Below are 15,555 nucleotides of genomic sequence, written 5' to 3' on the forward strand. Positions count from 1 at the left end.
CGCGGTGATCTGGTCCGGATGTGGACCCTGCTCGCCTTGTCTCCGTGGCGGATTCTGGTCGCGGTTGCCTGGGGCGTCGCGGCGCTGGGGAGTGCACTGGCGCTCGCGGCACTGTCCGCCTGGTTGATCGCGCGGGCGTGGGAGATGCCGCCGGTGCTGGCACTGAGCGTCGCGGTGGTTTCGGTGCGCGCGCTCGGGATCTCCCGGGGACTTGCGAGATATCTGGAACGGCTCGCCACGCACGATGTCGCGCTGCGTTCGATGACGATCGCGCGGACCACGGTCTACCGCACCGTCGCGGGCTCGGATATCTGGCTGCGGCGTACCCCGGCACGGGAAACCTCCGACGCACAGCGGGTTTCGACCGCCATCGACACGCTGTCGGACCGCGGATCTTCGAATACGCCGCCGATCACGGGCGCGCACGTGCCGCCGCGGCGAGGCGATCTTCTCGTCCGCGTCGGCAGCGATATCGATGACCTCGGCGCGGTCGTGGTCCGTGTCTTCGTACCGGTGGCCGTCGCCGCGATCCTGTCGCTGGCCGCCGTGGCCCTGCTCGCCACCATTTCCGTCCCGGCGGCGGCGATCCTGGCCGGTGCGCTCGCGATCACCGGCATCCTCGCACCGTGGCTCTCCGCTCGCGCCGCGCGCGACGCCGAACTCGCGGTGCGCGCCGACCGCGCCGAATTCACCGCCGACGCCGTCACCGTGCTCGACCACGCGGCCGAACTGCGTGTCGCGGGCCGCCTTGGTGAAACCTTCGACGCGGCACAGGCGGCGGGCAAGCGCGCCGTGGCCGCGGAGAACGCGGCGGCCTCCCGCACCGCGTGGGCGGCCGCGGCGACACCGTTGTCGATCGGTGTCAGCGTGCTCGCCGCGCTCCTCATCGGCATCACCCTCTACGGCCCCGACGGCGGCGCGCCCGGCGCGATGACACCGATGGGCCTCACCATCCTCGTTCTGCTGCCCCTGTCCGCATTCGAAGCGGTCGGCCCGCTACCCGCCGCCGCCCAGGCATTGACCACCTCGCGTGCGGCACTGCATCGCCTGACGCAACTCGACGGCGCGGCGCGGCGACCACGTCGCACGGACGCCTCGGCCTTCGACGGCGGACCTGCTGACGGTCTACGACGACATCATCCCGGCAGCGATCGGCCACTGCCCCGCGACCAGGCCCCCGCAGGCCGGGACCACCGTTCACATTCCGACGCCACGGATACTTCCGCCCCCCGCGACCTCGATTCGCTGCTCCTCCGCTTCCCGGACCTCCCCGAAGCCCGCCGCGTCGCCGTGGTCGGCCCGAGCGGCGCGGGCAAAACCACTCTGCTCATGTTCTGGGCCGGACTGTTCGCCACCCCGTGCCCCGACGCCACCTACTTCGCCGAGGACGCCCACCTCTTCGGTACCTCCGTGCTCGAGAATCTGCGCGTGGCCAGGGGCGACGTCACCGCCGCCGAAGCCGAGAAAGCCCTGAACGGGGTCGGCCTCGGCGACTGGCTCGACTCCCTGCCCGACGGTATCCATACCGACCTCGTCGGCGGCGCGGCGGCGGTTTCCGGCGGTCAGCGCCGCCGTCTCCTACTGGCCCGCGCCCTGCTCTCCCCGGCCCGGACACTGCTACTCGACGAACCGACCGAACACCTCGAAGCCCAAGCGGGCGCCGACCTGCTGCGCGACCTGCTCGATATCTCGAGCGGACTGATCGAACCCGACCGCACCGTCGTGGTCGTCACCCACCAACTGCCCCCCGACCACCACGCCGACCTGGTTCTTCACATCGACGGCTCCGGCGAGGTCACCCCGATCCACACCCCCGAATTCCGCTCCTCGAATAATCCGTTGCACGTCCACCCGACCCTTCGCTAACTTCGTCCTTACACAAGGAAGGAGGTGGTTCGAAGAATGGTTATCAAACGGACGCGTGAGGTGGCTGTCCGCTAGCGCCACCGCTGCAGGTGGATCCGCCGCGTCAGCGCTAGCGAATCCAAAGCAGCCACCCGGCCCCCGAGTCCCCGGTCCTGTCCGACCGGGCCGCACAGGTTCGCCCTGACGGATACGACTCGGGGGCCGCTCCATTTCCCGGCCCGAATTCCCGAAGATGTGACGCGTGATGAACACGCCGACATCGCTGTCGAATCCGGAATTTCATTGTCGTTTTCGGGTGAATCATGAAGTGCCACAAAAGAATTACCGCAGCGACCCGAATCCGAATATCGGCATTGCGCACGACGCGCGCATCCTGCCGAATCCGCGCGACGTGATCGTTCGGTGTCGATGGACGACGAAGAGATCGAGAAACGACAGAACTCGATCATGTCCGATCCGATGATCACCCGCCTCGGCAACGCTTCCGACCCCGAGTGCATTTCCGATTGGACAAGCATCTTCCATGATCGCCTGAAGATCAGCGTGCCGTTCGAGATCGATATCGACCTGACGGCGGTCGGTCGTCGCGGCTGAGCTACGCCGCGCGATCGACCGTGGTGAACCGACGAGACGTGAGCGTCAGCCGATGTAGCGCTGGAGGCGGGCGGAGAGGCGGGGTTCGAGGGGGCCGTCGGCGACCACGCGTTCCTCGACGTAGGCCAGGTCTCCACCTTCGATGATGCCGTAGAGGCGTTTGGCTCCGCCGACGACGATGCCGGATTGGGAGCGGATGACGACGTCGGTCGCCAGTTCCCAGGAGGACTGGGTCAGGGCGGTGCCGTAGAAGAGTTCAACGATACCGGTGCTGTGGGTGAGCAGCAGTTCGATGACTTCGTCGTTGTCGTCGGTGCCGACCCGCCAGAAACCGCTTTCGCGGAGGTCGGGGCCGCCGTAGGAGCCGTCGGTCTCGATGATCCAGGAGCGGGAGCTCCACGCCAGGTAGTCGCCGCCGTCGTGGGAGACGATGATCTGCTGGCCGAAGCGGTAGTCGCCGCGTTCGGGGGAGTTGCCTTCGCCTTCGCCGCGCCACACGCCGACCATCGGCAGCAGAGCGAGCAGCGCCGGACTCAGATCCGGCCCGAGCCGCAGGTTGGCGGTGTCCTCGGGGAGCGGGAGATCGGGCAGGACCGGGATGTTGCGGGCACCGGTCGACTTCGCGCGTTCGGCTGCCTCGGCTACCGCCTCGTCGCCACTGCGACGGACGGAATGCCCGTTGCCGTTCATGTGATCACTCGCTCGCTCGGCCGGATTTGAACCTTCGCTCGCGAGATCGCTCATGACTCGGTGAACAGCCGGTAGAAGACGTAAAGACCGAACCAGCCGATGAGGACGGCTACGGCCACCAGCAGAATCTCGAAGAAGAGGACCACATTCGGAGTCTAACTACTAGTGCCCGCTCCAACACAAACGGCCCCGGTGCTTCCCCTCACAGGGAAGCACCGGGGCCGTCGGAAGGTGCCTTATTTGGCGACCGCGACGTCCACGCTGTGGATGCCCGCGCCCTCGGGGCGGACCTCGGCCGAGCCGTTGCCCGACGAGGACAGCGCGCGCAAGGTCCACGCGCCGGGAGCGGCGAAGAAGCGGAAGTCACCGGTGCCGGAGGCGACGACCTCGGCGGTGAAATCGCCGTTGCCGTCCAGCAGGCGCACGAACGCGCCGCCGACCGGCTGACCGTCGGTGCTCAGGACACGGCCGGTGATGACCGTCTCCTTCTCCACATCGACGCCCGCGGGGATTGCCTGACCCTGGGTAGGTGCTGCGCACATATGAATTACTCTCCCAACTCGATCGGAGCGCCGACGAGCGAACCGTATTCGGTCCAGCTGCCGTCGTAGTTCTTGACATTCTGGTGGCCGAGCAGTTCCTGCAGCACGAACCAGGTGTGCGAGGAACGCTCACCGATCCGGCAGTAGGCGATGGTGTCCTTCTCGCCGTCCAGGCCCGCGGCCTTGTAGATCTCGGTCAGCTCGTCGTCGGACTTGAATGTGCCGTCCTCGTTCGCGGCCTTGCTCCACGGCACGCTGATCGCGGTCGGGATGTGGCCGGGACGCTGGCTCTGCTCCTGCGGCAGGTGAGCGGGAGCCAGGATCTTGCCGGAGAACTCGTCGGGCGAACGCACGTCGACCAGGTTCTTGGTGCCGATGGCGGCGATGACCTCGTCGCGGAAGGCGCGAATGGTCAGGTCGGGCGCGGCGGCCTTGTACTGGGTGCCCGGACGGGTGACGGGGTCGGCCGAGAGCGGCCGGCCGTCGAGCTCCCACTTCTTGCGTCCACCGTCGAGCAGCTTGACGTTGTTGTGGCCGTACAGCTTGAAGTACCAGTACGCGTAGGCCGCGAACCAGTTGTTGTTGCCGCCGTACAGCACGACCTCGTCGTCGTTGGAAATGCCGCGGGCCGAGAGCAGATCGGAGAACTGCTCCTGGTTCACGAAGTCGCGACGAACCTGATCCTGCAGGTCCTTCTTCCAGTCGAGCCGGACGGCACCCTCGATATGTCCACCGTCGTAGGCAGAGGTGTCCTCATCGACCTCGACGAAGACCACGCCGGGGGCGTTGAGGTTCTCTTCGGCCCAGTCAACGGAGACCAGGACATCGGAGCGAGCCATGTTGTTCCTTTCGGGATTTTCGACTTGCAGGGTTCAGTTCTGTGCCGGGGTTCCGGCGGGGCCGGAAGTGGCGTCACGCGTGATCCCGGAGGATTCGCCGACGACGCCGCTCGGAGTGGTCCGGCGGAAGCGGGTGACCAGCGGATAAAGCCGGCAACCCAGGCAGATCGCGAACGCCGCGTTCAGGAACGCGGCGAACAGGGCGAAGCCGGCGAACACACCGCCGACCACTGTGGAGCCGGCCAGGAAACCCAGCAGGCTTACGGCGCTGAAGATCAGGCCGAGCAATTGGGCGAACCGTAGCGGAGCCGTCGGTTCGGTTTCGGTGACGGGACCGACGCGCGGCGCGACGAACGCGGCGAAGATCCGGCCGTAGGGGTGCAGTCGCGGGCCGAGCGCCGCGCCGATCGCGAAGACGACGCCCTGCGCGGCGATGAGCACGGCCGCCAGGACTGCCGAGAAGGTCGAGGCGATCAGGACCACGACCAGGACGGCCGAGGTCACCCACGCGGCGAAGCGGGGTCCTCTGACGTCGACACGATCGGGTCCGCCCGGTTGCTTCGTGACGTTGTCGTTGGTATCGGAGGGCATGGGTACTCCTGCGCTGAGGGACTCTGTTGGCGGAAATTTGCCAGTTCGCCGGGGGATCGTGTGGATCACTCGCACGGTGAACGTGGGTCGGCGTCAGGAAAAGCGGGACGACCGACCGGTCAGCGGCACAGGCAGCAACAACCGCCGAGGCGACACAGATCAACTGTGCGGCGTCGGGTGAGCATCAGCTCGTGGTCGGATTGCACGAGCACGAGTTTACCCAATTGGGCGGGAGAATTGGACCGCGGGTTCGAAACGGGCTGTATCCGGCGGCGTCAGGCCGGGTCGGGCACTGTCAAGGGGGCCAGCGCGGTCAGCAGATCTCCCGACTTGGGGACACCCGAGATGCGGAACCGTTCGCGACCGAGGGTGTCGAAGACGAAGGTGGTCGGCAGCGACAGCACGTTGAGTTCACGGGCCAGGGCGGGATCGGCGTCGATATCGATCTCGATGTCGAGCGGAGGCAGCGCGGATTCCGCCAATTCCTCGGTGACACCGGCGACTACGCGGCGCACAGCGTCGCACGGACCGCACCAGTCGGCGGAGAAGTGCAGGACGGCGGGGCCGCCGCCGGTCACCCCGGCTCCCGCCAGCAGTTGCCCGCGCGTCGACTGCTCGGGCACGGTCCTGCCGGTCGCCCTGACCGCGCCGCCGCGTCTGCGCAAGGCCACCCCGACGAGGGTGGCGGCGAGGAGTATCACCACCAGAATTGTGATTTGTGTCATGGTCGCTGCAATCTGTCCAGATCGATCGTCACGTTCTCACCTTTGCCCTCCACCTGGATCTGTCCGCCGAGTGCGAACACCTTGGTCGGAGTGATCCCGAAGGGGAGTTCCTTGGTATCGATTGTGCGCGAGAATCTGGCGAGCACCGCGGGGCGCTCGGCCTCGGGGATCTCCACGCCGGTCGGAAGGTCGGGCCCGGTGCCACGGTAGAAGCCGGTCGCGGTGATCTCCACCTGATCGCCGACCAGTTTCAAGTCGGCCTGCACGCTCACCTTGTCGCCCGCCAGTTGCGCGCCGTTGCCGCCCTCCCGGGAGCCGGTGCCGGGCAGGGTTCCGGTGAGGATCAGGCCGTCGGCGTTGGTCGTCATACCCGATCCGCCCGATCCGCCGGTGCCGTCGGATTTGTCCGCGGGACGCGAATGCACTTGCAGATCCGGGATATTGAACAAGCGGCCGAGTTCGACGGGTTCGATGACCATGCGCGCGTCGAGTTTCTCGACCGGCACCCGGCGGACCTTGCCGTCGGACAGATCACGGAACGGCAATCGCACTCCGGTGAGATTCGCCTCCACGTAGATCTGGCCCGGAATATCGGGCCGGACGGCTTGGGCGCGGATCCCGACGCTCTGGTAGCGACCATCGAGCGCCTGACCGAAGAACGGGAATCCGTGAATCGTCACCTCGGGGTCCGCGCTCAGATCCGCGCCGACACGCAGGGCGCGCGACACGCGGTATTCCGAATAGGCGGCGGCTCCGAAATCGATGACCACGGCCAAACCCGCGAGTATCAGCAGCCCGATGATCAGCTTGCGCATGAAAGAAACAGTACTTGGCGGTGCATTTCGTGTATCGACGGTCCGTATATGGATAGTTCTGTCACCCGGACGGCGAGGTCATCGCGGTCGACGCGCTAATCTTGCATCCGGAATCACCTGTGATCAGCGACGTGGCTTAGCAGTGTTGCTGTGTCCTGCGGAGCTACTAGATAGGAGGAGTGCTGTGGAGCTGCTCCTGCTGACCTCCGACCCCAATCCCGAGTCGGTACTGCCTTCCCTGGCGCTGCTCGCACACAATGTGCGACCTGCGCCGACGGAGGTGGCATCGCTGCTCGAAGCGGGTACGGCGGATGTGGCACTTGTCGACGCCCGCACAGACCTGGCAGCGGCCAGGGGCCTGTGCCGGTTACTCGGCAGCACCGGGTCGTCGGTCCCGGTCGTGGCGGTATTGACCGAAGGCGGTCTGGTGGCCGTCAACGCTGATTGGGGACTGGACGACATCCTGCTGCCGGGGACCGGACCCGCCGAGCTCGACGCGCGTCTTCGTCTGCTCGTCGGCCGTAACGGCGGTGTGGCGAGTCCGGAGAACACCGGCAAGATCACCCTCGGTGAGCTGGTGATCGACGAAGGCACCTATACCGCCCGCCTGCGCGGTCGCCCGCTCGACCTCACCTACAAGGAGTTCGAACTCCTCAAGTACCTCGCGCAGCACGCGGGCCGGGTCTTCACCCGGGCGCAGTTGTTGCAGGAGGTCTGGGGCTACGACTTCTTCGGTGGCACGAGAACGGTCGACGTGCACGTGCGGCGGTTGCGCGCCAAACTCGGCAGCGAATACGAATCGCTGATCGGCACGGTTCGCAATGTCGGGTACAAGGCCGTCCGTCCGTCGCGTAACGCGGCGGCGGCCAAGAGTGAACCCGTCGCCTACCAGGAGGAAGGCGCCGCCGAGGGCGACGATGTTCCGCTGGCCCCGGTCAACGGGGTCGTGCAGCAGTAGAGGTATGCGGCGGCTCGGCGTGCCGTGACGGGAGAGGCGACTCGATGACGGATTCGGCACGGCGATGGGGTACCGGCGTGCGCGCCGAGGACGCGGAAGCGGTGCGCGGCCTGCTCGCGCGTGCCACCGCGGCCGACGGTGTCGCCCCGGTTTCCGAACAGGCGGCGCTCTCGCTCGGCTCGCCGGATTCGGCCCGGCATCTGTTGGCCGAACGCGACGGTTCCGTGGTCGGTTACGCCAACCTGGTCGACGCGCACGACGACCATCCGGCGATGGCCGAGGTCGCCGTCGATCCGGCGGCGCGTGGCCACGGTATCGGCACGGAGTTGGTCGCGGCGGCACTGGCCGCGGGCGGCGCGGGGACGCGGGTCTGGGCGCACGGTAACCGGCCGGCTGCCGGCGCGGTCGCCGCGCGGCTGGGTCTGGTGACCGCGCGCGAACTCTGGCAGATGCGCCGCCCGCTGGCAAAACCGGAGCTACCCGAACTCGTGGTGCCGGACGATCTCACGCTGCGCACCTACGCCGGGCCCGCCGACGACGCGGAACTGCTGCGCGTGAACAACGCCGCTTTCTCCTGGCACCCGGAACAGGGCGGTTGGTCCGAAGCCGATGTCGACGTGCGACGCGGTGAGGCGTGGTTCGACCCGAAGGGGCTGTTCCTCGTGACGGCGGCGCAGGCCCCCGAGCGCCTGCTCGGTTTCCATTGGACCAAGGTGCATTACGACGAGAACCCGCCGGTCGGTGAGGTATACGTGGTCGGAATCGATCCCGCCGCCCAGGGCAGGGGACTCGGGCGGCTGTTGACCCTGGCCGGTCTGCGTCATCTGCGCGACGCGGGGCTCGGCGAGGTGCTGCTCTACACCGAGGCCGACAACACCGCGGCGGTGCGTACCTACACCCGGCTCGGCTTCGAGACCGCCCACGTCGACGTCGCCTACGCGGCCGCGGCCGACGCGGAATCCGAATAGAAAAAGGCCATCGGATGCCCCGCGAGTAATGCTGGGGCAAACGTCACATACGCCGCAAGTATTCGCGCCAGCCTGTTCACTTTCCGTTCACCGGGACTGGTCCAACTGTCAACCGGGCGACTTTACGTTACTTGGAGGCAGCACAGCCGCTGCCCGGTGCGCTAGTTCCCCGCGAACGGCACCACAACAACCGCCCGGGCCGGTGAGGGACCGGGCGCGTATGACGTGATTCCCGGAGGAATAGTGAAACTCAAGCGCAGCAGCGCCCTCGTCGGTGTGCTGGCCGCGGTCGCCATGCCGCTGGCCGCGTGTGGCAGTGACGAAAACACCTCGACCGACACCAGCAACGCTGGCAACGCCAGCAGCGTCGTCTGCGGCGGCAAGAAGGCGCTCAAGGCGAGTGGTTCCTCGGCGCAGAAGAACGCCATGGAGCGCTTCATCGCGGCGTACGAGTCCAACTGCGACGGCGCCACCCTGAACTACACCTCGAGCGGCTCCGGCGCGGGCGTCAACGAATTCATCGGCGGCCAGACCGATTTCGGTGGCTCCGATTCCCCGCTGAGCGCGAAGAAGGAAGAGCCCGCCAAGGCTCAGGAGCGTTGCGCCTCCCCCGCGTGGAATCTGCCGACCGTCTTCGGTCCGATCGCCGTCACGTACAACATCGACGGCGTCACCGACCTGGTGCTCGACGGCCCGACCGCCGCCAAGGTCTTCAACGGCACCATCACCACCTGGGACGCCCCCGAGATCAAGGCGCTCAACCCCAGCGCCAAGCTGCCCTCGGACAAGATCGCCGTGATCTTCCGCTCCGATGAGTCGGGCACCACCGACAACTTCCAGCTCTACCTCGACGCCGCGTCCGACGGCGCGTGGGGCAAGGGTGGCGGCAAGACCTTCAACGGCGGTGTCGGCGAGGGCGCGAAGGGCAACGAGGGCACCTCGGCTGCCATCAAGGGCACCAAGAACTCGATCACCTACAACGAGTGGTCCTTCGCCAAGTCGCAGAACCTGTCGGTCGCCCAGATCGTCACCTCGGCGAGCAAGACCCCGGTCAAACTGAGCGTCGAGTCCGCAGGCAAGGCCATCGACGGCGTGAAGGTCAAGGGTGAGGGCAACGACCTCGTCCTCGACACCTCCTCGTTCTACAAGCCGACCGCCGCGGGCGCCTACCCGATCATGCTGGCCACCTATGAGATCGTGTGCTCCAAGTACAGCGATCCCGAGGTCGGCAAGGCGGTCAAGGCGTTCCTGAGCACCGCCGTCACCAATGGCCAGAAGGGTCTCGAGGACAACGGGTACATCCCGATCCCCGAGCAGTTCAAGACCCGCCTGACCACCGCGATCAACGCCATCTCCTGATCGCGAAGTCATGACCGTGCACCCTGAGGTGACCGCAGCGGGCTCGTCGAACTCGACGGGTCCGCAGGCGGCTGGAGATACTGCGCATATGTCGAGCGAACCGAAAGATGACGTGAGTCTCACGAAGGAGCCTCCTACCAAGGGGACCTCGGCGGCGCGTCAGCCACACAGTCAGCGAGCGGAGACCATATTCCGGTCTCTCGCCGTCGCGGCGGGCGCGATCATCGTCGCGTCCATCGCGCTCATCGCGCTGTTCCTGCTGATTCGCGCGGTACCTTCGCTCCGGGCCGACACAGTCAACTTCTTCACGAGTACCGAATTCAACACCTCCGACGCGAACAACCTTCGCTTCGGCATCAAGGACCTGTTCATGGTCACGGTGATGAGTTCGATCTTCGCGCTCATCATCGCGGTGCCGATCGGCGTCGGCATCGCACTGTTCCTGACGCACTACGCACCGAAGGCGATGGCGCGCCCGTTCGCCTCGCTGGTCGATCTGCTGGCGGCCGTGCCGTCGATCGTCTTCGGTCTGTGGGGCTTCCTGGTCCTTGCTCCCAAGCTGGGACCGGTTCAGGAATTCCTCAATCGGAACCTCGGCTGGTTCTTCCTCTTCGACAGCGGCAACGTGTCGCTTGCCGGTGGCGGCACCATCTTCACGGCGGGCATAGTGCTGGCCGTGATGATCCTGCCGATCATCACGTCGGTATCACGCGAGGTCTTCAACCTGACCCCGGTGAACCATATCGAGGCGGCCCAGGCGCTCGGCGCGACAAAATGGGAAGTCGTACGCATGACGGTGCTGCCCTACGGCCGCTCCGGTGTGATCGCGGGGTCGATGCTCGGCCTCGGCCGCGCGCTCGGTGAGACCATCGCGGTCCTGCTCGTGCTGCGCACCTCGACACAGCCGGGTGGCTGGTCTCTGTTCGACGGCGGCTACACCTTCGCGTCGAAAATCGCCTCGGCGGCATCGGAATTCAGTACGCCGTTGCCGACCGGCGCCTACATCGCGGCGGGCTTCGTGCTGTTCGCGCTGACCTTCGTGGTCAACGCGCTGGCTCGGCTCGCGGCAGGCGGAAAGGTTAATCAGTGATGACCACCACGTCGACGCTCGACAAGCCGGTCAAGGCGCCCACCTTCCGCGATGTGAGCACCAGCCGCCGCATCAAGAACCATGCCGCCACCGGCATCGTTGCCCTGTGTTTCGCCATCGCGATGGTGCCCCTGGTCTGGGTACTGTGGCTGGTCATCAGCAAGGGGTTGTCCGCGATCCTCTCGCTGGACTGGTGGCAGAACTCGCAGAAGGGCATCCTGCCGGACGAGACCGGCGGCGGTGTGTACCACGCCATCTACGGCACGATCGTGCAGTCGGCGATCGCCGCGGTCATCGCGGTGCCGCTCGGTGTGATGGCCGCTATCTACCTGGTCGAATACGGCCGGGGCAGGCTCGCCAAGGTGACGACGTTCATGGTCGACATCCTCGCGGGTGTGCCGTCGATCGTCGCGGCGCTGTTCATCTTCGCCCTGTGGATCGCCACCCTCGGCGCACCACAGAGCGCGTTCGCCGTGTCGCTGGCTCTGGTGCTGCTGATGCTTCCGGTCGTGGTGCGCAGCACGGAGGAAATGCTCAAACTCGTTCCCGACGAGTTGCGCGAGGCCTCCTATGCCCTCGGCGTGCCGAAATGGAAGACCATCGTGCGGATCGTCGTCCCGACCGCCGCGCCCGGCATGATCAGCGGCATCCTGCTCTCGCTGGCTCGCGTCATGGGTGAGACCGCGCCGGTACTGGTGCTCGTCGGTTACTCGAAGTCGATCAACACGAATCTCTTCGACGGCAATATGGCCTCGCTGCCGCTGCTGATCTACCAAGAGCTGGGCAACCCCGAGGCCGCGGGTCGTGAACGCGTGTGGGGCGCGGCCCTGACCCTGATCCTGCTGATCGCGCTGCTCTACGCGGCGGCGGCGGTCGTCAATAAATTTCTGACACGCAACCGATAAGCGAACGAATTCCTCACCCGCAACCGATAACCGAACGGAAATTCCGATGGCCAAGCGTATCGACGTCAAAGATCTGAATATCTTCTACGGCAAATTCCACGCGGTCGCCGATGTCAAGTTGTCGGTTCTGCCGCGTAGCGTCACCGCCTTCATCGGTCCTTCGGGTTGCGGTAAGTCCACCGTGTTGCGCTCGCTCAACCGGATGCACGAGGTGACCCCCAACGCCCGTGTCGAGGGTGCCGTGCTGCTCGACGGCGAGGACATCTACGGCGCGACCGTCGACCCGGTGGGTGTGCGTCGCACCATCGGCATGGTGTTCCAGCGTCCGAACCCGTTCCCCACCATGTCGATTCGCGACAACGTGGTGGCCGGGCTCAAGTTGCAGGGCATGCGCAACAAGAAGGACCTCGACGAGACCGCCGAGCGCTCGCTGCGCGGTGCCAACCTCTGGAACGAGGTCAAGGACCGTCTGGACAAGCCGGGCGGCGGCCTGTCCGGCGGTCAGCAGCAGCGTCTGTGCATCGCGCGGGCCATCGCGGTCTCGCCCGACGTCCTGCTGATGGACGAGCCGTGTTCGGCGCTGGATCCGATCTCCACCCTGGCGATCGAGGATCTGATCACCGAGCTGAAGAAGGAGTTCACCATCGTCATCGTCACGCACAACATGCAGCAGGCGGCGCGCGTGAGTGACAAGACCGGCTTCTTCAACCTCGAGGCTCAGGGCAAGCCGGGCAAGTTGATCGAGATCGACGACACCGAGAAGATCTTCTCCAACCCGGGCCAGAAGGCCACCGAGGATTACATCTCCGGCCGCTTCGGCTAGTGGGTCGATTTCGAAGTTGTTGGGCAGTACTCGATCTGGTTGAATCGGCTGGTGCGAGCTGCCCCGCTGGTGTTGCGTGATGGTGACCGAGAGATCCTGCAAGCCTGGATCCGGTCGACGACGATGAAGTCCGGACTCGTCCTACGAGCCCGGATCATCACTCTGGCCGCCGATGGTGTGGCCCATGCCGAGATCGCTCGCCGGTTCGATATCTCGCGCCAGACCGTGATCAACTGGCGGTCCCGCTACCAGACCCATGGGATCGACGGGTTGCACGACGAGCACCGGTCAGGACGGCCACGGACTCTGGACCGGGACAAACTGATCACCACCACGTTGACCCCACCTCCGCGCAAATACGGTGTCACGCACTGGAGTTCGCGTCTTCTGGCCGACCATCTGGGTATCGCGCACGGGACCGTGTCGAAGGTGTGGAGCGAGTACGGGGTCCAACCGTGGCGAGCCGAGACGTTCAAGTTCTCCACCGATCCAGAACTCGCCGGCAAGGTCACCGACATCGTCGGGCTCTACATGAACCCGCCAGAGAACGCGATCGTGCTCTGCGTCGACGAGAAATCCCGTGCGCCACGAGGCGCTGATGAAAGCCGTGCGGGAGGTGGTGCCCGCCGCCGGTCGTCGTAGCGACCGGTCGAAGCTGGAGGCAGGTCGAGCCCTGGGTTGAGGGGGAGGCCGGGAGCAGCCTCGACAATGTAGGGGCGAGCCGGAACTGTCAGACGGCTCGTGCCCGCGAGCGAGGACGGAAAGGCATAGGGAAACCGAACCAGTGGCAGAAGCCCCGTCAGTCGTCAGCGATCCGCGAAATCTGGCGGATGGATCGCTTGCGGCGCTGGGCAGGTCGTGTGTCTTGATCTGCTCGCTCTCATCGCCTGTGGGTTTTGGGTGGTGGGAGGCCCCGGCCAAGACTGCGATGTGCGGCCGGTGGCGATGCCGCCGGGGTATAGCTGGATGCCGACACCGTCGTAACGGACATCAGTGAACGTGGGAAGCGGCCCGATGCCGCCCGAACCGAACCGGTCATCGACCGGTCGGTGGGCAGGCGCGACGCCCGCTGTGGGTATCGGGTCGTGGCGGAGTCGCCGTAGTACTTCGAGCCGGGGAAAGCCCGTGCACTTGGGGAAGGGCGACAGCGTGATCGGCAGTGACGACCGGTGAGGAGGAGGTCATCGTTGAATAGCGGTGCGCTGGACGAGACGGTGCTGTTCATGGCCGAACGTCGGGTACTCGGTCACCAGCGCAAACTGCACCGATGGGCGAAAGACGAACCGTGTAAGCGGTTCGATGATGTGTTCAATCTGGTCTGTGATCGGGCGACTTTGCTGGTTGCCTGGGATCGTGTGTCGGGCAACCGGGGCTCCCGGACGGCAGGGGTGGATGCGGTCATCCGCAGTCACGTCGAGGACGTCGTCGGGGTGCTGCCCTTTCTGGAGGAACTGCGAAATTCCTTGAGAGAAGGCACGTTCACCGCGCTGCCGGTCCGGCGGGTGACGATCCCGAAGAAGGGCGGCAAACTCCGTCATCTCGGGATACCGACCTTGCGGGATCGGGTGGCGCAGATGGCGCTCAAGCTGGTTCTGGAACCGATCTTCGAGGCCGAGTTCTACCCGCATTCCTACGGGTATCGGCCTGGGCGACGGGCGCAGGATGCCATCGCCGAGATCCACAAGATGCACACCCAAGGCTATGAATGGGTGGTCGAAGGGGACATCACCGCGTGTTTCGACAACGTCGATCACCAGGTCCTGATGGGCTTGGTGGCTGAGCGTGTCACCGATCGCAAGGTGCTGGGCCTGGTCCGTGCGTTCCTGCGGGCCGGGATCATCAGCGAACACGGGGGTTTCGCGGCGAGCCTGACCGGCACGCCGCAGGGTGGAGTCGCTTCGCCGCTGCTGGCCAACATCTACCTGTCGGTTCTGGATCGGCATTTCATGCTGATCCAGGAACGGGACATGAGCCCGCCGTGGCGGCGTCAACAGCGCCGCCGCAAAGGGCTGCCGAACTATCGGCTGGTGCGTTTCGCTGACGACTTCGTCGTGCTCGTGCACGGCGAACGGTCCGACGCCGAAGCGTTGCGATCCGAGATCGGCGAGTTGTTGGGCCGGGAGCTGAAGATGACTCTCTCGGTGGAGAAGACACACGTCACGCACGTCGATTCCGGCTATGTATTCCTCGGCTTCCGCGTCCAGCGGTGGACACGGGGCGATGGCCGTCGCGTCGTGCTGACCATCCCGTCCAAGAACGCTTTGGCCGGGGTGATGCGCAAGATCAAGCGGGCAACCGGGGCAGCGACGACGTCGCTGCGGCTGGGGCAGTTACTGCGGAAGATCAACCCGATACTTCGGGGTTGGGCCGCCTACTTCCGCTACGGCGTGTCCAAGAAAACCTTCTCCTACCTGGGCTGGTATGCCTGGTGGCGGGTGATCTACTGGATTCGCCGCAAGCACCCCCACCTGACCTGGAAGCAGGTCCGCCGACGCTTCTACGGCGCCGACCGGATCAGCGACAACAGTGTCACCCTCTACAACCCGGCGAAGATGCGCGTGGAGCGTTACCGCTACCGCGGAACGAAGATCTCCACGCCGTTCAACCTCGATGCGGTCGACCCAGCGGGAGCACGCTACCGCCGGACCGACCACGACGATGTCGTCTTCGTCGGCTACCTGTCCGAACTCATCGCATAAAACCCCTTTCGGGACACGTGGAGAGCCCGGTGCGGGGACAACTCGCACGCCGGGTTCGGCGGGCGGGGACGGGGAAACCGACAGCTGAAAC

Annotated in this window: 16 protein-coding genes; 10 read left to right on the forward strand and 6 right to left on the reverse strand. The window is 65.9% G+C overall.

The features are described 5' to 3' along the window. The first annotated feature begins 18 nt into the window (after positions 1–18). Together cydC and OG225_RS37700 are read left to right on the forward strand one after the other, a co-directional pair. Positions 19–1,866 carry a thiol reductant ABC exporter subunit CydC gene (gene cydC / locus OG225_RS37695; RefSeq protein ID WP_405183499.1) on the forward strand — a complete coding sequence of 616 codons (1,848 nt, stop codon included), beginning with the start codon at positions 19–21 and terminating at the stop codon, positions 1,864–1,866. Positions 1,867–2,274: 408 nt separating this feature from the next. Next, the gene (locus OG225_RS37700) at positions 2,275–2,460 is read left to right on the forward strand and encodes a hypothetical protein (protein WP_405179452.1); all 186 of its coding nucleotides are present in this window, start codon (positions 2,275–2,277) and stop codon (positions 2,458–2,460) included. Positions 2,461–2,505: 45 nt separating this feature from the next. Here OG225_RS37700 and OG225_RS37705 read toward each other — a convergent pair whose 3' ends face one another. The 6 genes from OG225_RS37705 to OG225_RS37730 all read right to left on the reverse strand — a co-directional run bounded on the left by OG225_RS37705 (position 2,506) and on the right by OG225_RS37730 (position 6,662). Continuing rightward, entirely contained in the window at positions 2,506–3,204 is a 699-nt protein-coding gene (locus OG225_RS37705) for an FABP family protein (protein WP_405179453.1), read from the reverse strand. Positions 3,205–3,386: 182 nt separating this feature from the next. After that, positions 3,387–3,692, reverse strand: a complete 306-nt coding sequence (locus tag OG225_RS37710) for a DUF1416 domain-containing protein (protein ID WP_109525241.1) — start codon at positions 3,690–3,692, stop codon at positions 3,387–3,389. A gap of 5 nt (positions 3,693–3,697) precedes the next feature. After that, positions 3,698–4,531, reverse strand: coding sequence for a sulfurtransferase (locus tag OG225_RS37715; RefSeq protein ID WP_405179454.1), 834 nt, complete (start codon positions 4,529–4,531; stop codon positions 3,698–3,700). Positions 4,532–4,564: 33 nt separating this feature from the next. Further along, positions 4,565–5,122: a DUF4395 domain-containing protein gene (locus OG225_RS37720; RefSeq protein ID WP_405179455.1), complete on the reverse strand. Its 558-nt coding sequence runs from the start codon at positions 5,120–5,122 to the stop codon at positions 4,565–4,567. 275 nt (positions 5,123–5,397) lie between these two features. After that, a complete protein-coding gene (locus OG225_RS37725; protein ID WP_405179456.1) occupies positions 5,398–5,847 on the reverse strand; it encodes a thioredoxin domain-containing protein in 450 nt (149 codons plus the stop codon). Then, positions 5,844–6,662 (reverse strand): LmeA family phospholipid-binding protein, encoded by an 819-nt coding sequence (locus OG225_RS37730; RefSeq protein ID WP_405179457.1) that lies wholly within the window; start codon positions 6,660–6,662, stop codon positions 5,844–5,846. The genes OG225_RS37725 and OG225_RS37730 overlap by 4 nt, the downstream gene beginning before the upstream one ends. Before the next feature lie 184 nt (positions 6,663–6,846). Here OG225_RS37730 and OG225_RS37735 point away from each other — a divergent pair, with 184 nt between their 5' ends. From OG225_RS37735 to ltrA, 8 genes are all read left to right on the forward strand, one after another. After that, on the forward strand, positions 6,847–7,620 hold the full coding sequence (locus OG225_RS37735) for a response regulator transcription factor (RefSeq protein ID WP_216913973.1): 774 nt from the start codon (positions 6,847–6,849) through the stop codon (positions 7,618–7,620). Positions 7,621–7,664: 44 nt separating this feature from the next. Next, positions 7,665–8,588 carry a mycothiol synthase gene (mshD, locus tag OG225_RS37740; protein ID WP_405179458.1) on the forward strand — a complete coding sequence of 308 codons (924 nt, stop codon included), beginning with the start codon at positions 7,665–7,667 and terminating at the stop codon, positions 8,586–8,588. 243 nt (positions 8,589–8,831) lie between these two features. Next, positions 8,832–9,947: a phosphate ABC transporter substrate-binding protein PstS gene (gene pstS / locus OG225_RS37745; RefSeq protein WP_405179459.1), complete on the forward strand. Its 1,116-nt coding sequence runs from the start codon at positions 8,832–8,834 to the stop codon at positions 9,945–9,947. 88 nt (positions 9,948–10,035) lie between these two features. Next, positions 10,036–11,037, forward strand: coding sequence for a phosphate ABC transporter permease subunit PstC (gene pstC, locus OG225_RS37750; protein WP_405179460.1), 1,002 nt, complete (start codon positions 10,036–10,038; stop codon positions 11,035–11,037). Beyond that, entirely contained in the window at positions 11,037–11,942 is a 906-nt protein-coding gene (gene pstA, locus OG225_RS37755; protein ID WP_405179461.1) for a phosphate ABC transporter permease PstA, read from the forward strand. The genes pstC and pstA overlap by 1 nt, the downstream gene beginning before the upstream one ends. 46 nt (positions 11,943–11,988) lie before the next feature. Next, complete coding sequence (gene pstB, locus OG225_RS37760) at positions 11,989–12,765, forward strand: phosphate ABC transporter ATP-binding protein PstB (protein ID WP_216913961.1); 777 nt, start codon at positions 11,989–11,991, stop codon at positions 12,763–12,765. 51 nt (positions 12,766–12,816) lie between these two features. After that, a complete protein-coding gene (locus OG225_RS37765; protein WP_405179462.1) occupies positions 12,817–13,407 on the forward strand; it encodes an IS630 family transposase in 591 nt (196 codons plus the stop codon). Positions 13,408–13,952: 545 nt separating this feature from the next. Continuing rightward, complete coding sequence (ltrA, locus tag OG225_RS37770; protein WP_331758516.1) at positions 13,953–15,464, forward strand: group II intron reverse transcriptase/maturase; 1,512 nt, start codon at positions 13,953–13,955, stop codon at positions 15,462–15,464. Positions 15,465–15,555: the final 91 nt, after the last annotated feature.

Origin of the sequence: Nocardia sp. NBC_01377, from assembly GCF_045040005.1 — a bacterium.
GTDB lineage: Bacteria > Actinomycetota > Actinomycetes > Mycobacteriales > Mycobacteriaceae > Nocardia > Nocardia noduli.